At 73.0% G+C, this 22,788-nt stretch carries 20 protein-coding genes; 12 read left to right on the top strand and 8 right to left on the bottom strand.

Annotation, left to right across the window (positions count from 1 at the left end; all coding sequences use genetic code 11):
* Nucleotides 1-164: 164 nt before the first annotated feature.
* A complete protein-coding gene (locus K2F47_RS38035; protein ID WP_156216837.1) occupies nt 165-560 on the bottom strand; it encodes an ABC transporter permease in 396 nt (131 codons plus the stop codon).
* 85 nt (nt 561-645) lie between these two features.
* Here K2F47_RS38035 and K2F47_RS38030 point away from each other — a divergent pair, with 85 nt between their 5' ends.
* The 6 genes from K2F47_RS38030 to K2F47_RS38005 all read left to right on the top strand — a co-directional run bounded on the left by K2F47_RS38030 (nt 646) and on the right by K2F47_RS38005 (nt 5,966).
* Entirely contained in the window at nt 646-1,284 is a 639-nt protein-coding gene (locus K2F47_RS38030; RefSeq protein WP_242911109.1) for an AIM24 family protein, read from the top strand.
* Nucleotides 1,284-1,937, top strand: a complete 654-nt coding sequence (locus K2F47_RS38025; RefSeq protein ID WP_242911108.1) for an AIM24 family protein — start codon at nt 1,284-1,286, stop codon at nt 1,935-1,937. The genes K2F47_RS38030 and K2F47_RS38025 overlap by 1 nt, the downstream gene beginning before the upstream one ends.
* A gap of 2 nt (nt 1,938-1,939) precedes the next feature.
* The gene (locus K2F47_RS38020) at nt 1,940-2,701 is read left to right on the top strand and encodes an AIM24 family protein (protein ID WP_242911107.1); all 762 of its coding nucleotides are present in this window, start codon (nt 1,940-1,942) and stop codon (nt 2,699-2,701) included.
* A gap of 163 nt (nt 2,702-2,864) precedes the next feature.
* A complete protein-coding gene (locus tag K2F47_RS38015; protein ID WP_242911106.1) occupies nt 2,865-4,463 on the top strand; it encodes an ABC-F family ATP-binding cassette domain-containing protein in 1,599 nt (532 codons plus the stop codon).
* A gap of 116 nt (nt 4,464-4,579) precedes the next feature.
* A complete protein-coding gene (locus K2F47_RS38010) occupies nt 4,580-4,792 on the top strand; it encodes a helix-turn-helix domain-containing protein (RefSeq protein WP_021596738.1) in 213 nt (70 codons plus the stop codon).
* A gap of 280 nt (nt 4,793-5,072) precedes the next feature.
* Nucleotides 5,073-5,966 carry an enoyl-CoA hydratase/isomerase family protein gene (locus tag K2F47_RS38005; RefSeq protein WP_242911105.1) on the top strand — a complete coding sequence of 298 codons (894 nt, stop codon included), beginning with the start codon at nt 5,073-5,075 and terminating at the stop codon, nt 5,964-5,966.
* A 271-nt stretch (nt 5,967-6,237) separates the two neighbouring features.
* Here K2F47_RS38005 and K2F47_RS38000 read toward each other — a convergent pair whose 3' ends face one another.
* Nucleotides 6,238-8,178 (bottom strand): Xaa-Pro dipeptidyl-peptidase, encoded by a 1,941-nt coding sequence (locus K2F47_RS38000; protein ID WP_242911104.1) that lies wholly within the window; start codon nt 8,176-8,178, stop codon nt 6,238-6,240.
* A gap of 284 nt (nt 8,179-8,462) precedes the next feature.
* Here K2F47_RS38000 and K2F47_RS37995 point away from each other — a divergent pair, with 284 nt between their 5' ends.
* Nucleotides 8,463-10,478 (top strand): ABC transporter ATP-binding protein, encoded by a 2,016-nt coding sequence (locus tag K2F47_RS37995; protein ID WP_242911103.1) that lies wholly within the window; start codon nt 8,463-8,465, stop codon nt 10,476-10,478.
* On the opposite strand, the gene K2F47_RS37990 is transcribed toward K2F47_RS37995, so the two are convergent.
* Complete coding sequence (locus K2F47_RS37990) at nt 10,454-11,413, bottom strand: sulfotransferase family protein (protein WP_242911102.1); 960 nt, start codon at nt 11,411-11,413, stop codon at nt 10,454-10,456. The two genes, K2F47_RS37995 and K2F47_RS37990, sit on opposite strands and share 25 nt — an antisense overlap.
* A 191-nt stretch (nt 11,414-11,604) precedes the next feature.
* Between K2F47_RS37990 and K2F47_RS37985 the strand changes: the two genes are divergently transcribed.
* From K2F47_RS37985 to K2F47_RS37975, 3 genes are read left to right on the top strand one after another with little or no spacing between them, the layout of a single operon-like run.
* Nucleotides 11,605-12,780: a S66 peptidase family protein gene (locus K2F47_RS37985; protein WP_242911206.1), complete on the top strand. Its 1,176-nt coding sequence runs from the start codon at nt 11,605-11,607 to the stop codon at nt 12,778-12,780.
* Nucleotides 12,777-13,667, top strand: a complete 891-nt coding sequence (locus tag K2F47_RS37980) for a hypothetical protein (RefSeq protein WP_242911101.1) — start codon at nt 12,777-12,779, stop codon at nt 13,665-13,667. The genes K2F47_RS37985 and K2F47_RS37980 overlap by 4 nt, the downstream gene beginning before the upstream one ends.
* Nucleotides 13,668-13,672: 5 nt before the next feature.
* Complete coding sequence (locus K2F47_RS37975; protein WP_242911100.1) at nt 13,673-14,809, top strand: glycerate kinase; 1,137 nt, start codon at nt 13,673-13,675, stop codon at nt 14,807-14,809.
* Here the strand turns inward: K2F47_RS37975 and yczE are convergent.
* Nucleotides 14,768-15,409: a membrane protein YczE gene (yczE, locus tag K2F47_RS37970; protein WP_242911099.1), complete on the bottom strand. Its 642-nt coding sequence runs from the start codon at nt 15,407-15,409 to the stop codon at nt 14,768-14,770. The genes K2F47_RS37975 and yczE overlap by 42 nt on opposite strands.
* A gap of 76 nt (nt 15,410-15,485) precedes the next feature.
* Between yczE and yczR the strand changes: the two genes are divergently transcribed.
* A complete protein-coding gene (yczR, locus tag K2F47_RS37965; RefSeq protein ID WP_372490992.1) occupies nt 15,486-16,988 on the top strand; it encodes a MocR-like transcription factor YczR in 1,503 nt (500 codons plus the stop codon).
* A gap of 190 nt (nt 16,989-17,178) precedes the next feature.
* On the opposite strand, the gene K2F47_RS37960 is transcribed toward yczR, so the two are convergent.
* The 4 genes from K2F47_RS37960 to K2F47_RS37945 all read right to left on the bottom strand — a co-directional run bounded on the left by K2F47_RS37960 (nt 17,179) and on the right by K2F47_RS37945 (nt 20,869).
* Nucleotides 17,179-17,613 (bottom strand): CBS domain-containing protein, encoded by a 435-nt coding sequence (locus K2F47_RS37960; RefSeq protein WP_242911097.1) that lies wholly within the window; start codon nt 17,611-17,613, stop codon nt 17,179-17,181.
* Nucleotides 17,614-17,804: 191 nt separating this feature from the next.
* Nucleotides 17,805-19,418: a phytoene desaturase family protein gene (locus K2F47_RS37955; protein WP_242911096.1), complete on the bottom strand. Its 1,614-nt coding sequence runs from the start codon at nt 19,416-19,418 to the stop codon at nt 17,805-17,807.
* A gap of 64 nt (nt 19,419-19,482) precedes the next feature.
* Nucleotides 19,483-20,295, bottom strand: coding sequence for a formate dehydrogenase accessory sulfurtransferase FdhD (fdhD, locus tag K2F47_RS37950; RefSeq protein ID WP_242911095.1), 813 nt, complete (start codon nt 20,293-20,295; stop codon nt 19,483-19,485).
* Nucleotides 20,296-20,374: 79 nt separating this feature from the next.
* Entirely contained in the window at nt 20,375-20,869 is a 495-nt protein-coding gene (locus K2F47_RS37945) for a trimeric intracellular cation channel family protein (protein WP_242911094.1), read from the bottom strand.
* Here K2F47_RS37945 and K2F47_RS37940 point away from each other — a divergent pair.
* Nucleotides 20,822-22,309 carry a recombinase family protein gene (locus K2F47_RS37940; protein ID WP_242911093.1) on the top strand — a complete coding sequence of 496 codons (1,488 nt, stop codon included), beginning with the start codon at nt 20,822-20,824 and terminating at the stop codon, nt 22,307-22,309. The two genes, K2F47_RS37945 and K2F47_RS37940, sit on opposite strands and share 48 nt — an antisense overlap.
* The last annotated feature ends 479 nt before the right edge of the window (nt 22,310-22,788 follow it).

The raw sequence follows: 22,788 nt of genomic DNA, 5'->3' as shown, positions 1-22,788 counted from the left end.
TGGATCACCGGCCGGAACCGGGTCGTGTCCGGCCGTGCGCGCCTTGTGGGGGCCCCGGATGGCGCGGGCTCGACGAAAAATGTGCTATAGGAGCGTTCCAAGGGGCCCGTGGGAGAGGCGGGGTGACGGACGGCCCCCGCCCGGCTACAGGCCGCGCCTTCCGGCTACAGGCCGCGGCCGCCCGCGAGGGCCGACAGCAGGTAGGTGCCGCCCGCGAGCGCGGCGAGCCAGGCGTAGGGGGCGATGTCGGCGCCGCGCAGCGCCTGGACGACCAGCGCCGCCACCACCGCGACCGTCACCACGTCGCCGGTCATCGCGGCGGCGCGCAGGTGCGCGCGGGCCCGGTGGCCCGAGCCGAAGCCCTCGCCCAGGGGCAGCGCGGGCTCGTTGCGGCGGTAGGCGAGGTAGCCCGCGTACCCGGTGAGCGCGGCGAGCGCGGTCAGGGCCGTCCCGCTCCGCCCGTCGGCGGCCAGCACGGCTCCGACCACCACCCCCGCTGCCAGGACGAGCCCGGGTACGGCCCACCGGCTGAGGCTGCGGCGTTCGGGAGCGATCCACATGGTCACCATCCTCCCCGAAACGCCGGCGGCGCGGACCGGCAACGCGCCGGTGCGCGCGGCCCCGGTGCCGGTATGTTCTCCGTCCGTGGCGCAATTTCGAATGAACGGCTCGAAAATGCTCGCCGTCGACCTCGCCGGGGAGACGGTCCGGGCGCTGAACGGCTCCATGGTCGCCTACGAGGGCCAGATGGCGTTCAAGCGGCAGGGCATGACGGGCGGCGAGGGCCTGCGCGGGGCCCTGAAGCGGAAGATCGCGGGCGAGGGCATGACGCTCATGGAGATCACCGGGCAGGGGACGGTGTACCTGGCGAGCGAGGCGACGGAGGTCACGCTCGTCCAGCTCACGGGCGACACGCTGTTCGTCGAGTCCGAGAGCCTGCTGGCGCTGGACGGGGGTCTGAGGACCGGCGTCCAGTTCATCGGACTGCGGGGGATGGGCACCGGGCAGGGCCTCGCCACCACCAAGGTCGAGGGGCACGGCACGGTCGCGGTGCTGTCGGACGGCCCGGCGATCGCGCTGGAGGTGACCCCGCAGACGCCGCTGTGCGTCGACCCGCACGCCTACGTCGCCCACCACGGGCAGCTCCAGCAGGACGTCGTCACCGACGTCAACTGGCGCACGGTGATCGGCCAGGGGTCGGGGGAGAGCGTGCAGTTCCGCTACCAGGGGCACGGCCTGGTCTACGTCCAGCCCGCCGAGCGCGGCGGAATCTTGGAGATCTGATGCCGGGATACCAGTCGATCAACTCCAAGATGCTCCAGGTGCCGGTCGGCCCGGGGCAGGAGGTCTACAGCAAGCGCGGCGCGATGCTCGCCTACACCGGGCCGGTGGAGTTCGCGCCGTCGGTCACGGCGGGGCAGGGCATCGGCGGCACGATCGGACGCGCCGTCGCCGGCGAGCGGTCCGCGATGATGCACGTCACCGGGCAGGGCAGCGTCATGTTCGGGCACGGCGGCCTGCACGTCACGGTCGTCGACCTGAACGGCGCCGACACCCTGTACGTCGAGGCCGACCGGCTGCTGGTGCACGACGCGTCCCTCCAGGTGGGGACGATGTTCATGGGCGAGCAGGGCGGCGTGCGCGGCGTGATCCGCGGCGCGGTCACCGGGCAGGGGCTGTTCACCACGACGCTCACCGGGCACGGCTCGTGCGCGCTGCTGTCGCACGGCGGCGTCATGGAGCTGCCGATCGGCCCGCAGCGCCCCGTCCACGTCGACCCGCAGGCGTACGTCGCGCACCGCGGCCAGGTGCAGAACAAGCTGACCACCGCGGTCGGGCTGCGCGAGCTGATCGGACGCGGCTCCGGCGAGGGCTTCCAGCTGGAGCTGAGCGGCTCCGGAGTCGTCTACGTCCAGGCCAGCGAGAGGAAGATCTGACCGTGAGCACGTTCGGCACGCAGACCTGGAACCCCGGGACGCTCCCGGTCAACGACAACGTCAACCCCTACGCCTTCAGCGTCGACCTCAACGGGCAGTGGTTCGCGCAGAAGGGCAAGATGATCGCCTACTACGGGCAGATCAGGTTCGAGGCGCTGTCGGCGGGGCCGCTGGACGCCCTCGTCGCCCACACCTTCAACTCCCCGCTGTACGCGCGGGACTGGATCGTCGCGCAGGGGCAGGGCAAGCTCGTGCTGGCCGACCGGGGGTTCGACGTGAACTCCTTCGACCTCGACGACGGGAACCTCACCGTCCGCGCGGGCAACCTGCTGGCGTTCGAGCCGGGCCTGGAGCTCAAGCAGTCGATCATCCCGGGGTTCCTCACCCTCATCGGGACGGGACGGTTCGTCGCGGCCTCCAACGGGCCCGTCCACTTCGTCGAGCCGCCGATCCGGGTCGACCCGCAGGCGCTGCTCGGCTGGGCGGACTGCCCGTCCCCGTGCCACCACTACGACCACTCCTACATGCGCGGCGCGTTCGGCACCGCCCGGATGGTCTTCGGGGTCGGCGGGACGTCGGGCGAGGAGCACCAGTTCGACTTCACCGGCGCGGGCACCGTGCTCATGCAGTCCTCGGAGGTCGTGATGAACGAGGACGTGCTGCTGCGCGACCTGGAGGGCCAGATCGGCCTGGTCGGCACGTCCGGTCTCCAGCGGCTCCAGCACACGATCACCCAGCGGCTCTCGTCCGAACGCCAGGGCTGACCCACGCGGACAGGGACGGGCGTACCGGGGCGTCGCGTACACTGGGCGGATGGTTTCGCTCCCGAGCTGACAGGCCGTCGAGGCGCGCCCCGGTCACCCCGACCGCGGCGCGCCGTTTCGTGCGCCTGTCCATCGAGCCGTCCGTCAGGGGAGCCCTGTCACTGTGATCATCGCGAACGACATCGAGCTGCGCGCCGGGTCCCGGCTGCTGATCGAGGCCGCCTCCTTCCGGGTCAATCCCGGGGACCGGGTGGGCTTCGTCGGCCGCAACGGCGCCGGCAAGACCACCCTCACGAAGGTGCTGGCGGGGGAGGCGCTGCCCGCGCAGGGCGCCGTGACGTCCTCGGGCACCATCGGCTACCTCCCGCAGGACCCGCGCGGCGTCGACCTGGAGGAGCTGGCCCGCGACCGCATCCTGTCCGCCCGCGGCCTGGACGAGGTGATCCGCGACCTGCGGGCCGCCGAGGAGGCGATGGCCACCGCGTCCGAGGCCGGGCGGGACCGCGCCGTCCGCCGGTACGGGCGGCTGGAGGAGCGGCTGCACGTCCTCGGCGGCTACGCGGCCGAGGCGGAGGCGGCCTCCATCGCCTCCAGCCTGGGCCTGCCCGACCGGGTCATGACCCAGCCGCTCGGGACGCTGTCGGGCGGCCAGCGGCGCCGCGTCGAGCTGGCCCGCATCCTGTTCTCCGACGCCGACACCCTCCTGCTGGACGAGCCGACCAACCACCTGGACGCCGACTCGATCGTGTGGCTGCGCGACTTCCTGAAGTCCCACCAGGGCGGCCTGGTCGTCATCAGCCACGACGTGGACCTGCTGGACGCGGTCGTCAACCGGGTCTTCCACCTGGACGCCAACCGCAGCGTGATCGACATCTACAACGTCGGCTGGAAGAAGTACCTCGACCAGCGCGAGACCGACGAGCGGCGCCGCAAGCGCGAGACCGCCAACGCCCAGCGGCAGGCGTCCGCGCTGCTGTCGCAGGCCGACAAGATGCGCGCCAAGGCCACCAAGGCGAAGGCGGCCCAGCAGATGGACCGCCGCGCCAGGCAGCTCCTCGCGGGCGTGGAGGGCGAGCGGCAGGCCGACAAGGTCGCCAAGATCCGCTTCCCGGATCCGGCGCCGTGCGGCCGGACTCCGCTCACCGCGGAGGGTTTGTCGAAATCGTACGGATCTTTGGAGATTTTCACCGACGTGGACCTCGCCATCGACCGGGGCAGCCGCGTCGTCGTGCTGGGCCTGAACGGCGCGGGCAAGACGACCCTGCTCCGCATGCTGGCCGGGGTCGACAAGCCCGACACGGGCACGGTCGTGGCCGGGCACGGGCTGCGCATCGGCTACTACGCGCAGGAGCACGAGACGCTGGAGGTCGGGCGCTCGGTGCTGGAGAACATGCAGTCGGCGGCGCCCGGGATGGCGCCGGTCGAGGTCCGCAAGATCCTCGGCTCGTTCCTGTTCTCCGGCGACGACGTGGACAAGCCCGCGGGCGTGCTGTCGGGCGGCGAGAAGACCCGGCTGGCACTGGCGATGCTGGTGGTGTCCAGCGCGAACGTCCTGCTGCTGGACGAGCCCACCAACAACCTCGACCCGGCCAGCCGCGCGGAGATCCTGGCGGCCCTGCGGACGTTCGCCGGAGCGATCGTCCTGGTGACCCACGACGAGGGCGCCGTGGACGCGCTGCGGCCGGAAAGAGTGATTTTGCTGCCGGATGGTGTCGAAGACATCTGGAGTGACGAGTTTGCTGATCTGGTGGCACTTGCGTGACCTGCGGACGCCCTTCAGCAGATCTTTTCTGGCCGAGTGGGTAGCCGAACGCGCGGGAATGACTGATCATGGCGGGGGATAACGCAGCGGTCACCACATCACTACGGGAGGTACTCGTGGCCGAGACCCTCAAGAAGGGCACCCGCGTGACCGGTGCCGAGCGCGACAAGCTGGCGGCGGACCTCAAGAAGAGGTACGACTCCGGCGAGAGCATCCGCGCCCTGGCAGCCGCCACCGGCCGCTCGTATGGGTTCATCCACCGGATTCTGACCGAGTCCGGAGTCAACCTGCGCGGTCGCGGCGGTGCGACCCGGGGCAAGAAGTCCTGAACGGACACCGACCCCCGGATGAGCGCACCGCCTGACCCGCCGCCGCGGCCGGCCGAGTAGGGTTCGGCCGCGGCGGAGGACAGGTTCGGGCCCGCCCCACCAGAGCGCGGGACGGGCCCGACGCGCCTCCCTCCCGCCGTGATCGCGGGCCCCGCGCCCGTGTTGTCACCGAGCCACTGTTCACAGGCCATGTGGTCAGGTGGTCCAGGGTCACGGGATACAAGGCCACGGGAACATGGTCACGGGCCGCGAGGCCACGGGCCACAGGGGAGGGAGCGCGATGACGGACGCGAGCGCGCGATCAGGACCGGAACCGGCCAACGCACCGGGACCGGCCCTGCGCGGGCCCGGTCCGGACGAGCCCAGGCTCGACGGGGCCGGACTCGGCGGGACCCCTCTGGACGAGGACGGTCTCGCCGGGGCCGGCCTTCGGCTGGACGTCGCGGGCGCCGTCGCGACCGTCACGCTGAACCGTCCCGAGCGGCGCAACGCGATGACCTTCGCCATGTGGCGGGGCCTCGCGGCCATCGGGCGGTCCCTGCCGCCCGCGGTGCGCGTCGTCGTGCTGAAGGGCGCCGGGCCCTCGTTCTCTGCGGGCATCGACCTCGCCCAGTTCTCCGGGGACGCCTCCACCTCCGGGGACGGCTTCCCGGACGGCACCGACGCCGAGGCGGCCGACCGGTTCATCGCCGGGTTGCAGGACGGCTACACCTGGCTGCGGCGCCCGGAGATCGTCACGATCGCCGCCGTGCACGGGCACGCCATCGGCGGCGGCTTCCAGCTCGCCCTGGCCTGCGACCTGCGCGTCATCGCCGACGACACCGCGTTCTGCATGAAGGAGCCCGCGCTCGGGCTCGTCCCCGACCTGACCGGCACCAAGCCGCTCGTCGAGGCCGTCGGCCTGCCGCGCGCACTCGAACTGTGCCTCACCGCCCGCACCGTCCACGCCGAGGAGGCCGTGCGGCTCGGCCTGGCCGAGACGCTCGTCCCGCGCGACGCCCTCGACGGGGCCGTCGCCGACCTGGTGGCGGCCCTGCTCGCGATGGACGCCGGTGCCGCCGTCGCGACCAAGCGCCTGCTCAGGCAGGCGCCCGGGAACACCCTCGAACAGCAGTGCGCCGCGGAGCGCCAGGAGCAGATCGGCCGCCTCCGCGCGCTGTTCGGCCGCGGCTAGGCAGTGTTTCAAAGGCACGGTCACGGCCGCTCGCCTGGCGGCTCGCGGCCGTGACCGTGCCTTTGCGGGCGCGGATCGCTTCGCGATCTTCGCGGTGGGGCCTCGCCTCCGGCTTCGGCCCCACCGCTCAGCTACGCGCCCGCGTGACGGCTGAGGCCACTTTGAAACACGCCCTAGGTGGCCAGGCGGCCAGGCGGCCATGCGGCTAGGACGCCGCGGGCCGGTGCCGTCATGGACACGACGGCACCGGCCCGCGGACGGTGAGAAGGGGCTACTGGAGGGACTCGCGGCCTCCCCGCGCGAGCGGCAGCAGGACCTTGCTGGTGCCCGGCGTGAGCGTGAGCTTCGTGCCCGCCGGGTAGCGCAGCGTGTAGTCGTAGTCGGTGGACAGGACGATCACGCCGAGGCGGTGGCCCGCCTTGACGACGTAGTCGGTCGGCTGGAAGTCCCAGCGGAAGTCATAGGCCTTGCCGGGCGTGATCGGCTCGGTGCGGCTCGGGCTGTGCCGGTTCCGCGCGTCCAGCCAGCCGCGTGTGATGATCTTGTACGGCGCGGTCTCGGTGTACAGCTTCTGGCGGGTGGTGCAGCCGTCGTCGCCCGGGACGCCCTGGCCGAAGCAGACGCGCTCGCCGGTGTCGAGGCGGCCTCCGGTCGGCCGCGTGTCGGTGCCGTAGTCGACCAGCAGCGCCGTCAGGTACGGCGACCGCCCGTCCAGCGACGCCCGGACCGACATCTCCGGCGTCCCGTTGACGCGCAGCGGCGCCTTGAGGGTCGGGGTCAGGTAGGCGAGCCGGTTCGGGTCGGCCTTGTCCTCGTTGACCAGCAGTTCCTCGGCGGTCCTGGTCTTGCCCGCGTCCACCAGCGACTGGTCGGCGCCGTGCCGGGGACGCAGCGCGAGCGTGCCGGGCTGGCCCGCGTCGCCCGTGTCGCCCGCGTTGAGGCTCAGCGGGACCGTGCGGGTGCCGGGGACGGGCCAGTCCTTGGCCGTCTCCCACTGCCCCGGGGCGCGCTCGACGTCGACGCGCGGCTCCTTGTCGATGCCGTTGCGGATGCCGTACAGGTACCGGTCGAACCAGTGGTGCGTCTGGCGCAGCCACTCCTCCAGGCGCCAGCGGAACGGCGTCGCGTGGTTGGCCTGGTGCAGCCACAGCTTGCGCGGCACCCCGGCCTGCTTCAGCGCGTTCCACCACTGGACGGAGTTCTTGACCTTGACGTTCCAGTCGTTCAGCCCGTGCACGACCATGACGGCCGCGCGGACCTTCCGGGCCTGCCCGACGTAGTCGCGCTCGGCCCAGACCCGGCTGTAGTCGCCGGTCTCGCGGTCCTGCTTCGCCTCGATGTCGTCGATGATCTTCGCGCAGACCTCGGGGTTCTTCCGGGTCAGCACGGCCTTGGCGAGGACGTCGAGGTCCTCGCCCTGGTAGCCGCCCGGCGCGAGGACGCCGCCGTTGGCGCGGTAGTAGTCGTACCAGCTGGAGATGCCCGCGATCGGCACGATCGCCTTCAGCCCCTCGACGCCGGTCGCCGCCGCCATGTTCGGCAGCGTCCCGTTGTAGGACTGGCCGATCATGCCGACGTTCCCGGTCGACCAGTCGGCCTTCACGGGCGTGCCGTCGGGCGCGAAGCCCTTGGCGCGGCCGTTCAGCCAGTCCACCGCCGCCTTGGCGCCCGCCTGCTCGCTGCGGTCGCCGGACGTCGGGCAGCCGGTGGAGCCGCCCGTCCCGATGCTGTCGAGGTTCGCGATGGCGTAGCCGCGCGGCAGGAAGTAGTTGTCGTAGATGCCGGGGAAGATGTCGGCGAGGTTCCGCCTGCTCGGCGCCAGCGACCTGGCCGCCGCGTCGCCGATGTCGACCGGGTGGTTGTCGACGTTGTGGGTGCCGGCCCAGTACGGGCTCGCCTCCAGGATCGTCGGCACCTTGAGTCCCGCGGTGGCGGTCTCCTTCGGTCGCATGATCCGCATCTGGACGCGGTCGCGGACGCCGTCGTGGTCGCTGTCGACGGTCGTCTCGATGTCGACGGTCTGGGTGACCGCGTCGGCACGGGAGAAGACCGGCTGGGTCTCGCTGCCGCTCACCGTCAGGCGAGGGACGGTCTCGGGCGCGCGCGCCGGCCTCGTGGGCGCGGCGGCGCCCGCCGGGAGCGCGGTGGTGGCGAGCAGCGCGGCGGTGAGGGTGATCACGCCGGCGCCGCTTCGCGGGAAGCGTCGTCTCACTGAGGGGCTCCTGGGGGGATGTGAGCCTGAAGTTGTCGATCACATCTACTACCGGACCGGCACGAAGTCCATAAGATCGCCCGTTATTGGACGTTGTGGACGCGCCGGGTCAGGGGATGGTTACGCCGTGAGCGGAGCCGGGAAGCGCCGGGGGGCACGGCGCGTTGATCCGAGCGGACACTGAGATGCTTACTTGATTACGTCGATGCTTACTTGTTCAACTACTTGTTCCGCCTGTGGTCCGCAGCGGGCGGGGCAGCGACCCCTCGGAGGCACATGTGGGGATGCCGGGATCGCCGGGCAGCGGCTGGCAGGTGATGGCCTCGTTCCGCCGGGACGGCTCGGTCACCCAGCAGAAGCTCAAGCCCGGCACGGTCAGGCGGATCGCGGGCTACGCGCGCCCGTACGTCCGCGAGCTGGTGCTGTTCCTCGCGCTGAACACGGTCGCGGCGGTGATCGTCGTCGCCAACCCGCTGCTGCTCAAGGCGATCATCGACCGCGGCATCATTCCGGAACGCGACAACGTCGTCATGTGGCTCGCCCTCGCGGTCGGCGGGCTCGCGCTGCTGGAGGCGGTGCTCGGGCTCGCGCAGCGCTGGTACTCGGCGCGCATCGGCGAGGGCCTGATCTACGACCTGCGCACGCAGGTGTTCGGCCACGTCCAGCGCCAGCCCGTCGCGTTCTTCATGCGCGCCCAGACCGGCTCGCTCGTCAGCCGCCTCAACAACGACGTCATCGGCGCGCAGCGCGCCCTCACCACCACGCTCTCCTCGGTGGTGTCCAACGTGATCAGCCTGATCCTGGTGCTGGTGACGATGCTGATCCTGTCCTGGCAGGTGACGCTGATCGCGCTGCTGCTGCTCCCGGTGTTCGTGCTGCCCGCCAAGTGGGTCGGACGGCGGCTGTCGCGGATCAGCCGCGAGCAGATGGTGCTGGACGCCGAGATGAGCTCGCTGATGACCGAGCGGTTCAACGTGGCGGGCGCGATGCTGGCCAAGCTGTACGGGCGGCCGGTGGAGGAGGAGGAGAACTTCTCCCAGCGGGCCGCGCGCGTCCGCGATATCGGGATCGTCGCGGCGATGTACGGCCGCGTGTTCTTCACGGCGCTGACGCTGGTCGCCGCGCTCGCCACGGCGATGGTGTACGGCGTCGGCGGCGTCCTCGTCGTGGACGGCGGCTTCGAGCTCGGCACGCTGGTCGCCCTCGCCACGCTCCTGACCCGCATGTACGGGCCGCTGACCGCGCTGTCCAACGTCCACGTGGACGTGATGACCGCCCTCGTCAGCTTCGACCGGGTGTTCGAGGTGCTCGACCTCAAGCCGCTGATCCGCGACCGCGAGGACGCCCGCGCGCTGGAGACCTCGGGGACGCCCGTGAACGGTGACAAGGCGGCGGCCGGTACGGCGCCCGGCAAGCCGGGTACCGGCGCGCCCGCGGTCGAGTTCGACCACGTCCGGTTCGCCTACCCCTCGGCGGAGGAGGTGTCGCTGGCCTCGCTGGAGTCGATCGCGCGGACCGACACCGCACCCGGCCGCGAGGTCCTGCACGACGTGCACTTCACGGCGGCGCCCGGGCAGCTCGTCGCGCTCGTCGGGCCGTCGGGCGCGGGCAAGTCCACGATCACGCACCTGGTCTCCCGGCTGTACGACGTGTCGGACGGCGCGGTCCGGGTCGGCGGCCACGACGTCCGCGACGTCACGCTCGACTCGCTGCGCGCGGAGGTCGGCGTGGTCAGCCAGGACGCGCACCTCTTCCACGACACGATCCGCGAGAACATGCGCTACGCCCGCCCGGAGGCCACCGACGAGGAGATCCTCGCCGCGCTCGGCTCGGCGCAGATCGGCGGGCTGGTCGCCGCGATGCCCGAGGGCCTGGACACGGTCGTCGGCGACCGCGGCTACCGGCTGTCGGGCGGGGAGAAGCAGCGGCTGGCGATCGCGCGGCTGCTGCTGAAGGCGCCGTCGGTGGTCGTGCTGGACGAGGCGACCGCGCACCTGGACTCCGAGTCCGAGGCGGCCGTCCAGCGGGCGCTGAAGACCGCCCTGGCCGGGCGCACGTCGCTGGTGATCGCGCACCGGCTCTCCACGATCCGCGAGGCCGACCAGATCCTCGTGATCGAGGACGGGCGGGTCGCCGAGCGCGGCCGCCACGAGGAGCTGCTGCTGCGCGGCGGCCTGTACGCCGAGCTGTACCGCACGCAGTTCGCCCGCCAGCGGGACGACGGCGACGGCGACGGCCTGGACGCCCCGTCCGGCAACGGCGAGGCGAGCGGCACTCAGGCGTCGGCGGTGAGCCGGTAGCCGAGCCTGCGCAGCTCCGTCCCGGCGACCTTCTCGACCTGGGCGAGCTGCCGGGGCGACAGCCGCTCCCGCCACGACCCGACGCCGTGCTCGGCCGCCGGGTCGCGCGCCGCGTCCCGGCCGCCGGCCCTCACGAGGCCGGTCAGGACCGTCCTGGAGACGGCCGCGTCCAGGAACTCCGACAGGTCGGTGGCGACCCGCCGCGGCCGGGCGACCAGCTCCTCGTACCGGACGGTGTGCAGCTGCTCCTCCGGGACCTGCTGCCGCAGCCGCGCGCTGAGCCGCACCGAGCCCCGCCAGCGCAGCGCGCACTTGACGGCGGGGGCGGCGCGCGGCCAGCGGCTGCGCTCGGTGTGGTCCTCGACGCCGAGGAACGCGTTGGGGAACACCGCGTCGAGGTTGGCCAGGCCCGGCTTGAACCAGGCGAGGCAGCGGTCGTCGTCGAGCATGTCGGCGACCGCGTCCCGGCCGTCCCTGATCACCTGGACGAGCTGGGCGTCGGGGAAGGCGTCCAGCAGCACGTCGGCGCTGTAGATCAGGTCGGGGGAGGCGTCGGCGAACCGCGCGATCCCGCCCCGGGCCACGCACGGCTCGGAAGGCTCCCCCTCGGGGACGCGCGGCGGCAGCCCGGCCAGCTCGCGGCACTCGGCCGGGCACTCCGCGCAGGCCCGCGCGGACACCTGCCACGCCTCGGCGTAGGCGTCGCGGAGCACGCGCGCCGCTCCCTGGCCACGCTCCGTGGCGATCGACGGCTGCCGCGCGAAGGCGTAGGTGACCCGCAGGACGCCGGGACGGCCCGTGGTCAGATGGAACCCGGCGGACCGTTTCACCGCACGGGCCAGCAGGTCCGCACCGCAATGGGGTGCGCCCAGGACGAAGACCGGGCGGCGGACCTTGGTGCCGTTGATCACAAGGATGTGCGGCGTCGACCTCATACCCGAACAAGTTTGGCATCTTTCGGCGGCGGTCGGACCGTGACGCTCCGTGCGACCTGTCCGAATCCCGGGTCGCGGAAGGTCCCCGGGAGGCGAGATGATCTGTTGGCGGGTCGTGACCGGCCGCCCCTTCCGCTGGCGTCCGGATCCTGACAAGCTCTATCCGTCGCGGTGCGAGGAGGATTCGGTTGATGATCGGGGGCGCCCGCGCCGAGGCGGCCGACGGGTCGTCCGGCGATTCCGCCGCCGGGTTGCCCGGCGGCCGGTCGAACGCGTCCGACATCCGCCGGTACAGGGGGTTGCGTCCCGGTGACCGGATCGCGGTCGTCGCGCCGAGCGGCCCCGCCGACCCGGCGCGGCTGGAGGCCGGCTGCGCCGTCCTGCGCGACCTCGGCCTTGACGTCGTGGTCGGCAAGCACGCCCTCGACCGAGTCAACCTCGGCGCGCCGGGGCCCCTCCGGGAGGACTGGCACCGGCTCGCGGGCGGCGACGCCGACCGCGCCGCCGACCTGGAGGCCGCCTGGTGCGACCCGCGCGTCCGCGCGGTGGTCTGCGCGCGCGGCGGGTACGGCGCCACCCGCGTCCTCGACCACCTCGACTGGGACGCGCTCGCCGCCGCCACCCGGGAGGCCGAGCGCACCGGGTCCGGGCCCAAGATCCTGCACGGCTCCAGCGACATCACCGCCCTGCACGTCGCGTTCGGCGCGCGCCTCGGCATCACGACGTCCTTCGGCCCCATGCCCGCGGGCCGCATCGCCGACCTCACCGCCGCCTCCCACCTCGCCGCCGCGCCCCGACCGGCCGCCGCCAGCCGGACGGCTGACGCGAGCCGAACCGGCGGCGCGGCCCAGGCCGGGGACGCGGGTCGCGTTCCCGATGTGGACGCTGCCGATGTCGAGACGTTCGAGGGGCTGCGGGGCGCGTTGTTCCGCGAGGAGCAGGGGCCGCTGGTCGGCACCCGGGCGTTGCGGGAGGGCCGCGCCGAAGGGCCGCTGACCGGTGGCACGCTCGCGCTGCTCGTCGCGCTGCTCGGCACCCCCTACGCGCCACCCCCTGCGGCGGGGCGCGTCGTCCTGCTGGAGGACGTCTCCGAGGCGCCCTACCGGATCGACCGGATGCTCGTCCAGCTGCTCCAGGCGGGGTGGTTCGACGGCGCGGCGGGGGTGGTCCTCGGCTCGTGGGAACGGTCCGGCGACCCCGAGGAGCTGGACACCGTCTTCGCCGCCCGACTCGGCCCGCTCGGCGTGCCGGTGCTCGCCGGCGTCCCCGCCGGGCACGGCCCGCGCCAGCGCACGCTGGAGCTCGGCGCCCCCGCCCGGCTGGACGCGGGCGCGTTGACCCTGCGAGCGCCGGGAGGTGCGCGATGAGCGGCCGGCACGCCCGCCCGGACCCCTGGGACGACGGGACCCTCGAATCGCTGGTGGTGCTGGTCGCCGAGAGCCTCGGCTACGCCTGCCGCCGCGCGCCCGGCGACGCGATGCTGCTCCAGGGCGCCTACCAGCTGCCCGTCCGCATGCGCGACCTGCGGCAGCTCGCGCGGCTGGTGCCCCGCGACGACTGGCCGGCGCTGGTGGCCGACCAGGTCACCACCATCGTGACCGCGATGGAGGAGCCGCTCGACCTGTCCGACTTCGACCTCGCCCAGCACCTGCTGCGCACCCGCATCTACCCCGCCGAGGACGACAACGGCCAGCTCGCCTCCCGCCCGTTCGCGCCCGGCCTGATCGAGGCCGTGGTCGTCGACACCCCGACCAGCGTCCGGACGCTGTCGGCGCACGAGATGCACGGCTGGCCGGTCTCCGGCGACGCGCTGTTCATGCTCGGCCGCGACAACGTGCGCGGCGACGGGCCGCTCCAGCACGACGAGCAGGACCTCGGCGGCACCCGCGTGTCCGTCCTGCACGGCTGGACGTTCTACACCGCGACGCACCTGGCGTGGCTGGAGGAGTACCTGCCGATCGGGCCGTCCGGCGCGCTGGTCATCGCGCCGAACCGCGGCCTGATCGTCGCGCACCCGCTGCGGAACGCCGAGCCGTCGCCCCGGGCCCGCTACCGCGCCGCCGCGGCCGCCGCGCGCGAGCTCCAGGCGCAGGCCCACCGCGCCTACGAGGAGGGCCCCGGCTCGATCAGCCAGAACCTGTACTGGTGGCGGGCGGGCGCGCTGCGCCCGCTGGAGACCCGCTACGAGGGCGGCGCGCTGGTGCTGCCCGAGGAGCTGACCTCGGTCCTCGCCGCCCACACCGCCGAACGCTGACCGTGATGCGGGTGGTCGTCGCTCCCGACTCGTTCAAGGGCAGCCTGACCGCCCGGGACGCCTGCGCCGCGATCGCGGCGGGCGTCCGCCGGGCCGCGCCCGCCGCCGAGGTCGTCCAGGTGCCGATGGCCGACGGCGGGGAGGGCACGCTCGACTGCTTCCTCGGCGCGCGCGGCGGCACGGAGGTCGAGGTCGCGGCCGTCGACCCGCTGGGCCGCCCGGTCACGGCCCGCTACGCGCTGTCGGGCGAGCTCCCGGGCGGGGGGACGTCGGCGGTCGTGGAGCTGGCCGCCGCGTCCGGGCTGCCACTGGTCGAGGACGCCGCGCCCGACCCGCTGGGCGCAGCCACCACCGGCACCGGCCAGCTGGTCGCGGATGCGGTCCGGCGCGGGGCGCGCGAGGTGCTCGTGTGCGTCGGCGGCAGCGCCAGCACCGACGGCGGCGCCGGGCTGCTGCGCGCGCTCGGGTTCCGGTTCCTGGACGCCTCCGGCGCCGAGCTCCCCCCGGGCGGCGCGGCGCTGGCCCGGCTGGCCGTCGTCGACGACGCCGGCGTGCCCGCCGAGGTCCGCGCCACCCGGTTCCGCGTCGCCTGCGACGTCGTGAACCCGCTGACCGGGCCGTCCGGCGCCGCGGCCGTGTTCGGCCCGCAGAAGGGCGCGACGCCCGCCCAGGTCCGCGAGCTGGACGCGGCGCTCACCCGGTTCGCCGACGTCCTCGCGGACCGCTACGGCGTCCGCGTCCACGACCTGCCCGGTGCGGGCGCGGCCGGTGGCGCCTGCGGCGGCCTCGCCGGAGCCCTCGGGGCCGAGCCCGCCCCCGGCGCCGCGCTGGTCGCCGAGGCCGTCGGGCTGCCCGCCGCGCTCGCCGGCGCCGATCTGGTGATCACCGGGGAGGGACGGGTGGACGGGCAGTCCGCCTCCGGCAAGGTCGTCTCCGCCGTCGCCGCGCTCGCGCGGGAGCGCGGCGTCCGGGCCGTCGCGCTGGCCGGGGGAGTCGCGGGCCCGCTGGAGGAGCTGCACGCGCTCGGCCTCACCGCCGCCTTCAGCCTGGCCGACGGCCCCCGCACGCTGGAGGAGCTGAGGTCGGGGGCCGCGCCGCTGCTATCCGCCCTGGCGGACCAGGTGGTCCGCCTCGTCCTCTAGACCGTCCGGCGCGTGCTCCGGCTTGCGGACGGTCAGCGCGGGCAGGAACACGTGCGCGAGCGGGCCGATCGCGAACGCGTACAGGACGGTTCCCAGCCCGACCGTGCCGCCCAGCAGCCAGCCCGCGGCCAGCACGCTCACCTCGATACCGGTGCGGACGGCGCGGATCGAGTGGCCCCGCGCCGCGATGCCGGTCATCAGGCCGTCGCGCGGGCCGGGCCCGAGGCCCGCGCCGATGTAGCAGCCGGTGGCGAACCCGCCGACGAGGACGGCGCCCACCAGGTAGGCCCAGCGGGCGGCGAGCGCGTCGGGATCGGGCAGCAGCCACAGGGACAGGTCGGCGAAGACGCCGACGAGGACGACGTTGCTGACCGTCCCGAGGCCGGGGCGCTGCCGCAGCGGGATCCAGGCGAGCATCACCAGCGCGCCCGCGATGACGATCCACGCGCCCATCGAGAGCCCGACGCGCCGGGACAGGCCCTGGTGCAGGACGTCCCACGGGGCGTTGCCGAGATCGGACCTCACCTGGAGGGCGATCCCGAGCCCGTACAGGGCCAATCCAGCGTAGAGCTGGACCAGCCGGCGTACCATCAAGGCCATTGTCGCGCTCCGAAGTCGGTTTTGGTTTGCTTTGACCCATCATCGCCTAGAGTGGCCTGGATTCACCAGGGCCAATATGGGATTGTGGCCCTATAAGGGGGTTCGTGTGAGCACGCGTTACGTCAGCGGACCGCACCTGGCCCGGCTCCTCGGCGACGTCCCGCGCGAGCGGCCCGTCTACGCGGCGCTCGCCGGCGCCGTCCGCGGCCTGATCCAGGACGGACGGCTCGCCCCGCGCACCCGCCTGCCCGCCGAACGCGACCTGGCCGCCGCGCTCGGCGTCAGCCGCACCACCGTCACCGCCGCCTACGACCGGCTCCGCGAAGAGGGCCACGTCGCCAGCAGGCAGGGCGCGGGGAGCTGGACGGCCCTGCCCCCTGGGCGCTGGTCGGCGCGCCCGCCCGCGGAGGCGGCGCCCGCCGCGGGCAGGCGGTACGGCAGGGCCCACCCGGTGCCCGACGTGGACGGGTTCATCGACCTCGGCTGCGCCACCCCCGGCGCCCCGGCGATCTTCGAGGAGGCCGTCGCCGCCGCCGTCGCCGAGCTGCCCCGGCACAGCGCGGGCCCCGGCTACGAGCCCGCCGGGCTCGCGAGCCTGCGCGAGGTCGTCGCCGCCGGGTACGCGGCGCGCGGCGTCCCCACCCGGCCCGACCAGATCGTCGTCACGACCGGCGCGCAGCACGCGTTCACGCTGCTGACGCACTCGCTGGCCGAGCCGGGCGACGCGGTCATGGTGGAGCGGCCGACCTACCCGCACGCGCTCGGCGCGCTGCGCGGGCGCGGCGTCCGGCTCGTCCCGGTCGGGGTGAACGAGGGCTGGGACCTGGAGCTGGTCGCGGGCGGCATGCGGCAGGCCGCCGTCCGGATGGCCTACATGATCCCCGACTTCCAGAACCCGACCGGGCGCCTGATGCCGGCCGAGGACCGGGACGCGCTGGTCGGCGCCGCGCGCCGCGCCGACGCGTTCCTCGTGGTCGACGAGACCTTCGCCGACCTCGCGCTCGACCCGGACGCACCGCGCGAGCCGCCGCTCGCCGCGTTCGACACCGGCGGCCGGGTGGTCAGCGTCGGGTCGGCGTCCAAGCTGCTGTGGGGCGGGCTGCGGATCGGCTGGATCCGCACGACGGCGCCGCTGGCGCGCCGCCTGACGGTCGCCCGCGAGCCGTTCGACATGGCGAGCCCCGTGCTGGACCAGCTGATCGTCCGCGAGCTGCTGCTACGGCTGGAGGAGGTCCGCGCCGACCGTGCCGCGACCCTGCGGCGGAGCCGCGACGCCCTCGCCGAGGCGCTCCGTGAGGGGCTCCCGAGCTGGGAGTTCGAGCTGCCCGACGGCGGGATGTCGCTGTGGGCGCGGCTCGACGCGCCGGTCGCGACGCGGCTCGCCGAGGCGGCCGAGCGTGCCGGCGTGCGGGTGGCGCCCGGCCCGGTGTTCGGCGCCGACGGCGTGCTGGAGGACTACGTCCGGCTGCCGTACGTGCTGCCGCCCGGCACGCTGCGCCTCGCGGTCGAGCGGCTCGCGCACGTCTACCAGGAGGTACGGGAGGCCCCCGCCGCCCGCCCCGTCCCCGCCTACGTCTGAGCCGCCCCAGGGGGCCCGGACGGGGCTGCGCAGCGACCTCAGCCACCGCGCGGGCGCGTTAGCTGAGCGGTGGGGGCCGACGCCGGAGGCGAGGCCCCCACCGGGAAGATCGCGAAGCGATTCCGCGCCCGCCAAGGCACGGTCAAGGTACGAGCCGCCAGGCGAGTGCCTTGGGCCGGGGCTTTATAAATTAGGGCGCGCGCTGGATGTAGTCGACCAGGTGCTCGCGCTCGCTCTGCAACTCGTCGATCGCGCTCTTGACGACGTCGCCGATGCTGACGATCCCGGCGAGCCGCCCGTCCAGCACGACGGGCACGTGCCGGAACCGGTGCTCGGTCATCGTGCGGCGCAGGTCCTCGACCCGGTCGTCGGGAGCGCAGCTGCGGACCTCCGCGGTCATGATCTCGGTGACCGGGCGGTCGAGCAGCGCCGCGCCGCGGTCGTGCAGCCGCCGCACGACGTCGCGCTCGGAGACGATGCCGGTGATCGTCGCGCCGTCGGGCGAGACGACCGCCGCCCCGATGTTGTGCTCGGCCAGGACGGCGAGCAGCTGCCGCACGGTGGCCTCGGGCCGCACCGTGGCCACCGTGTCTCCCTTCCGCCGCAGGATGTCGCGAATCCGCATGCCTCACGCTCCGCTGCCGGTTCGGCCCCGTGGCGCGACGGCCGCCGGGGGCCGGTCGCCGGGCTTCCTCCTGCCAAGGTCGCATGTTCCGGGCGTGGGGAAAACCCCACGGCGGTAAACCCTTCCAGCTCACTAACCCGGATAAAAGCCGCAAACGGCCATTTATCTGGGCATTTGTCCAAACATCTGGATTACGTGAGGAGGCGGCGGAGGGCCTCCAGGCCGGGGGTGAGCAGCAGGCGCCCGGCGGGCCGGTCGTGGGCGAGGGCCGCGCGCGCCGCGTTGGCGCCGCACGCGCCGTGCACGCCGCCGCCCGGGTGCGCCGCCGCCGACGCCAGGAACAGGCCCGCGACCGGCGTCTCCGCGCGTCCGAGGCCGGGGACGGGACGCAGCACGAACTGCTGGTGCGCCAGCCCCGTCCCCCCGTTGAGCGCGCCGTTCGGGAGGTTGGCGTCGTGCTCGGAGAACATGGGCGGCGCGATGATCCGGCGCGCGGCGACGCGGTCGCGGAAGCCGGGCGCGAGGCGCTCGATCACCGACTCCAGCCGGTCGGCCATCGCCACCTGTTCCCGCTCGTCCCAGGCACCGGTGATCCTGTCGGGCCCGGCGTCGCCCGCGACCCGGTGCGGGACGTGCGTGTAGGCCCACACCGACTCCGTCCCGGCGGGGGAGCGGGCGGGGTCGGCGGTCGTCATCTGGCCGAGCAGCGCGAACGGCTCGGACGGCACGCGGCCGCTCGCGAGCTGCGCGCTGTAGCCGGTGAGCGCGTCCATGCCGGGGGACAGGTGCACGGTGCCCGCCCGTCCGGTGCCGTCCGACGCCCAGGGGATCGGGCCGGACAGCGCCCAGTCGACCTTGAACGTGGCGTTGTCCCAGTGGAAGCGCCGCATGTCCTCGCGCAGGGGACCGGGCAGGTCGGACCAGCCGACGAGCCCGCCGTAGAGCGCGGGCGCCGACACGTCCGCCAGCACCGCCCGCCTGGCCCGCACCGCCTCCCCGCCCGCGGTGCGGACGCCGAGGGCCCGCCCGTTCCGGACGACGACCGAGGTGACCGGCGTGTCGCAACGGAGCCGTCCGCCGCGCGACTCCAGCCGCCGGACGAGCGCGGCCGTCAGCTCGCCCGCGCCGCCCTCCGGCACCGGCCAGCCGTAGCGCTGCCCGAGCATCGCCAGCAGCCACCCGTACGCGGCGCCGCCCGTCGTCTCGGGGAACGCGTCGGTGTGCAGCGCCGACCCGGCCAGCAGCAGCGGCCCGCCGGGACCGGCGAACTCCTGCTCGCCGAGCGTGCGCACCGGTGCCAGCAGCGTCCGCAGGACGCGCAGCCCGCCCGCGCGCCGCGCGGCGGCGGCCAGCGGCAGTGCGGCGCGGACGGGCGGGAACGGGCCGAACAGCGCCTCCAGCAGCTCCTCGCCGACCTTCTCCCACATCCCGTACAGGCGCAGCCACGCCTTGCCGTCGCCGGCGCCGAGCGCGTCCAGGCTCGCGGCGGTGGCCTCGGGGTCGCGCTCCAGGATGGCGGACCGCCCGTCCGGCAGCGGGTGCGCGAGCACGGCCGGGGCGTGCCGCCACCGCAGGCCGTGCTCCTGGAGCCGCAGCGCCCGCATCACCGGGGACGCGACGCCGAGCGGGTAGAAGGCGCTGCACAGGTCGCTGACGTAGTCGGGGTGGACGCCCCGGTCGCTGCGCACCGCCCCGCCCGGCTCGGGCTGCGCCTCCAGGACCTCCACGTCCCAGCCCGCGTCGGCCAGGAGGTTGGCCGCGACCAACCCGTTGGGTCCCGCTCCGATGACCACCGCGTCCGCCATGTCGATCACCCTAGGCGGTCGGGTACCCGTGTTCATCGAGTGCCGTGTTCATCGAGTGCCGCGTTCAGCGGATGATGCGCTCGGCGCCCGAATAGACGTTCATCGTGTCGCCGCGCAGGAAGCCGACGAGCGTCATGCCCGCGTCGGACGCGAGGTCCACCGCGAGCGACGACGGCGCCGACACGGCCGCCAGCACCGGGATTCCCGCCTGCGCCGCCTTCTGGGTCAGCTCGAAGGACGCCCGCCCGCTGACCATCAGCACGTGCCCCGCGAGCGGCAGCAGGCCCGCGCGCAGCGCCCAGCCGACGACCTTGTCGACCGCGTTGTGCCGCCCGACGTCCTCCCGGACGGCCAGCAGCGTCCCGGCGGCGTCGAACAGGCCCGCCGCGTGCAGGCCGCCCGTCCGGTCGAAGACGCGCTGCGCCTCCCGCAGCCGCTCCGGCAGCGCCGCCAGCACCGCCGGGGTCAGCCGCACCGGGTCGCCCGCGACCTCGTAGGGGCGGTCGGCGCGCAGCGCCTCGATGCTGGACTTCCCGCACACCCCGCACGCGCTGGTCGTCGCGAACGCGCGCGTCATCGAGTCGTCGGGCGCGGGCACGTCCGGCGCCAGCGTCACGTCGAGGGTGTTCTGCTCCTCGGTGTCGGCGCAGTAGCGCATCGCGGTCAGGTCGGCCGCGCCCGCGATGACGCCCTCGGCCGCCAGGAAGCCCGCGACGAGGTCGAAGTCGTGCCCGGGGGTCCGCATCGTGATCGTGAGCGGTTTGCCCGCCACGCGGATCTCCAGGGGCTCCTCGACCGCGAGTGTGTCGGGACGCCGCCCGCCCGTTCCTGTGGTGCTCAGCCTCAGCACGGGCCTGCGCACGGTGATCCGCCCCATGACCGTGACGTTACCCCCCGAACAGGCGAGTAACGAAAAAGCCCCCTGGCCGGACGCGGGGGAGGGGCGGCGCAAGGGGTCAGTCGGGGACGCCGCGGGGGCGGGGCGTCCGCCACCCGTACCGCATCGCCAGCACCCGCAGCCCGGTCGCCAGCACCGCCGCGCCCGCGGTGACGGTGCCGCCGTGCAGGTCCGCCGTGTACGCGACGGCCATCACCGCGGCCCCCAGCATCGCCGGGAGCGCGTAGAGCTGCCGGTCGTAGAGCACCGAGGGGATCTGCCCGCTCAGCACGTCCCGCAGGATGCCGCCGCCGACCGCCGTGACCACGCCGAGCAGCACCGAGTGCAGCGGCGACAGCCCGTGCTCCAGCGCCTTCAGCGTCCCGGTCGCGCAGAACAGCCCGAGCCCCGCCGCGTCGAACAGCAGTACCGCGGGGAGGAGCCGGGTGACCTGCGGATGCCAGAAGGACGAACTAGGATACTTCTGGAGGTACCCGCAGTGGCTACGCAGCGTGACCTGATCCCCGTGGTGGACTACGTCCGCGCCAGCGCCGACAAGGCGAAGGACGAGCACACGGTAGAAGACCAGCAGGCGGTCAACGAGCAGACCGCCGCCCGTCTCGGGTGCCGCATCGTCAAGCGCTTCAAGGACAACGACAAGTCAGCGGCGAAGGACAACGTTCGGCGTGATGATTTCGAGGCCATGCTCAAGGTCATCCGTGTGGGCAAGCTCGCAGACGGTACGCCCGTTTCAGGCTGCATCGTCGTTGCTGACGACCGACTCATCCGGCGAGCAGGCGACTATGAGCGGTTCGTAGACGCGATCACCCTGGAAGAGGGCAGGGTGTACGCCGACGCACGGGGGTTCAAAGACCTCTATAGCGAAGACGTCGAGTCCATGGGACTCATGGGTGCGGTGATCTCCCGCATGGAAGTGAAGAAGATGCGCCGACGTGTCCGGCAATGGCACCGAGGACGCGCAGAAAAGGGTGCGGTACCGACCGGGGGTCGCGCTTTCGGATGGAAAGAGGACCGAGTCACTCTCGACCCGGTCGAGGCCGCCGCGATTCGCAAGGCAGTGGGAGAGTTTATCGGAGGTCGCTCGCTCAACTCCATCGTGAAGGAGTGGCAAGAGAGGGGGCTCAAGACGCCGCGCGGGAACGATTGGACCACCAGCCCCACACGTAAGATGCTGGCAAACCCGCGTCTCTGCGGATGGCGGATGATCAAAGGTGAATTGGTCGAGAAGGATGGCGTGCCCGTTGAGGGTGAATGGGAGCCGATCATTTCGACTGAACAGTGGGAAGCTCTTCGCGCGATCTTTGAAACGCGCAAGGGAAACGTTCTCAAGGAGGATGGGAGCGTTCGCCAGCCCTTGCCGCGTGATCACACCGAGCATCGTTATCTTCTCACCGGGGTTCTCCGATGCGGTCGCATCCTGCCTGATGGAACAATGTGCAACACAAAGCTTCGCGTGCTCAACAACCGCAAGAGAGGGACCTTTCGCTACTTCTGTAAGTCCAAGGCGCAGGGAGGTTGTGGAGCTTTGGCGCGCCGGGGGGACAAGCTTGAGGAGTTCGTCTCCGAGGCGGTATTGGCCAAGCTCGAAGAGCGCGGCGCCGTTGCTGCCCGCGAAGTAGGCCCCTGGCCAGGACAGGCAGAGCTTGAAGAACGCGAGGGGCAGATGAGAGAACTCCGTGACCGTTTCCGTCAGCGCAAGATCACGAATGAGCTGTTCTTTCAGTTGATCGAGGATCTAGAGCCGGAGATAGCGCGTCTCCGTGCTGACCGTGCGCGGTACGAGTTGGCCGCACAGCAGGCCGAGAGAGACGTGACAGACATTCGGCGACGGTGGTATTCCGAGACCGATGATGATCGGTTGGACATCTCACAGAAGCGCACTTATGTGCGGGAGTGCTTCCACGCGATCATCGTGCACCCGGCGGGCAAGGGAAACGGCAGCCGCAGTAAGTTCGACCCCGATCTTCTAGAGCCGATCTGGCGCGAAGCCTGAGACCCGCCACCGTCGAGGCCCCGGAGGTGAAGACCGACCGGGGCCTCTTACATTGTGATCTGCATCACTTATAGCTGTGTGCGGCCAGTCGTCAGCGGACGCCACCGGGCGCCAGCGGTCATCAACGGACAACCACACACGCCCCGAATCCCTACGCGGTGGGCGGTTTCGGAGGTTTGATCTCTGCGTGCGCGTGGCACAGTGAAGATCGGAGCCGCATCCAGCGACTTCGGGATGGGCGAGTGGTGGCGGGGTCGGCTCCCGCCGGGAGGCCCGTGAGGTGTCCTCCGTACAACGCGACAGCCGTTACAACACACACGTACATGCATAGCCGCCGGGGTGGGCTCTCGGCACGCAAGACCGGGGTCGCTACCGGGCAGGCTTGTCCTGCGGGAACAGCTCACTAACTCAAAGAGCCCTGGCCAACACAGCACACAGATAGCCACTCGTCGCGAAGCACTTCGATCAGGTGGGCGTCA

This window comes from Actinomadura terrae, assembly GCF_022751215.1.
Taxonomy (GTDB): domain Bacteria; phylum Actinomycetota; class Actinomycetes; order Streptosporangiales; family Streptosporangiaceae; genus Spirillospora; species Spirillospora terrae.
The sequence above is the reverse complement of the archived record's forward strand: the minus strand, read 5'-3'. Positions and strand labels throughout refer to the sequence as shown.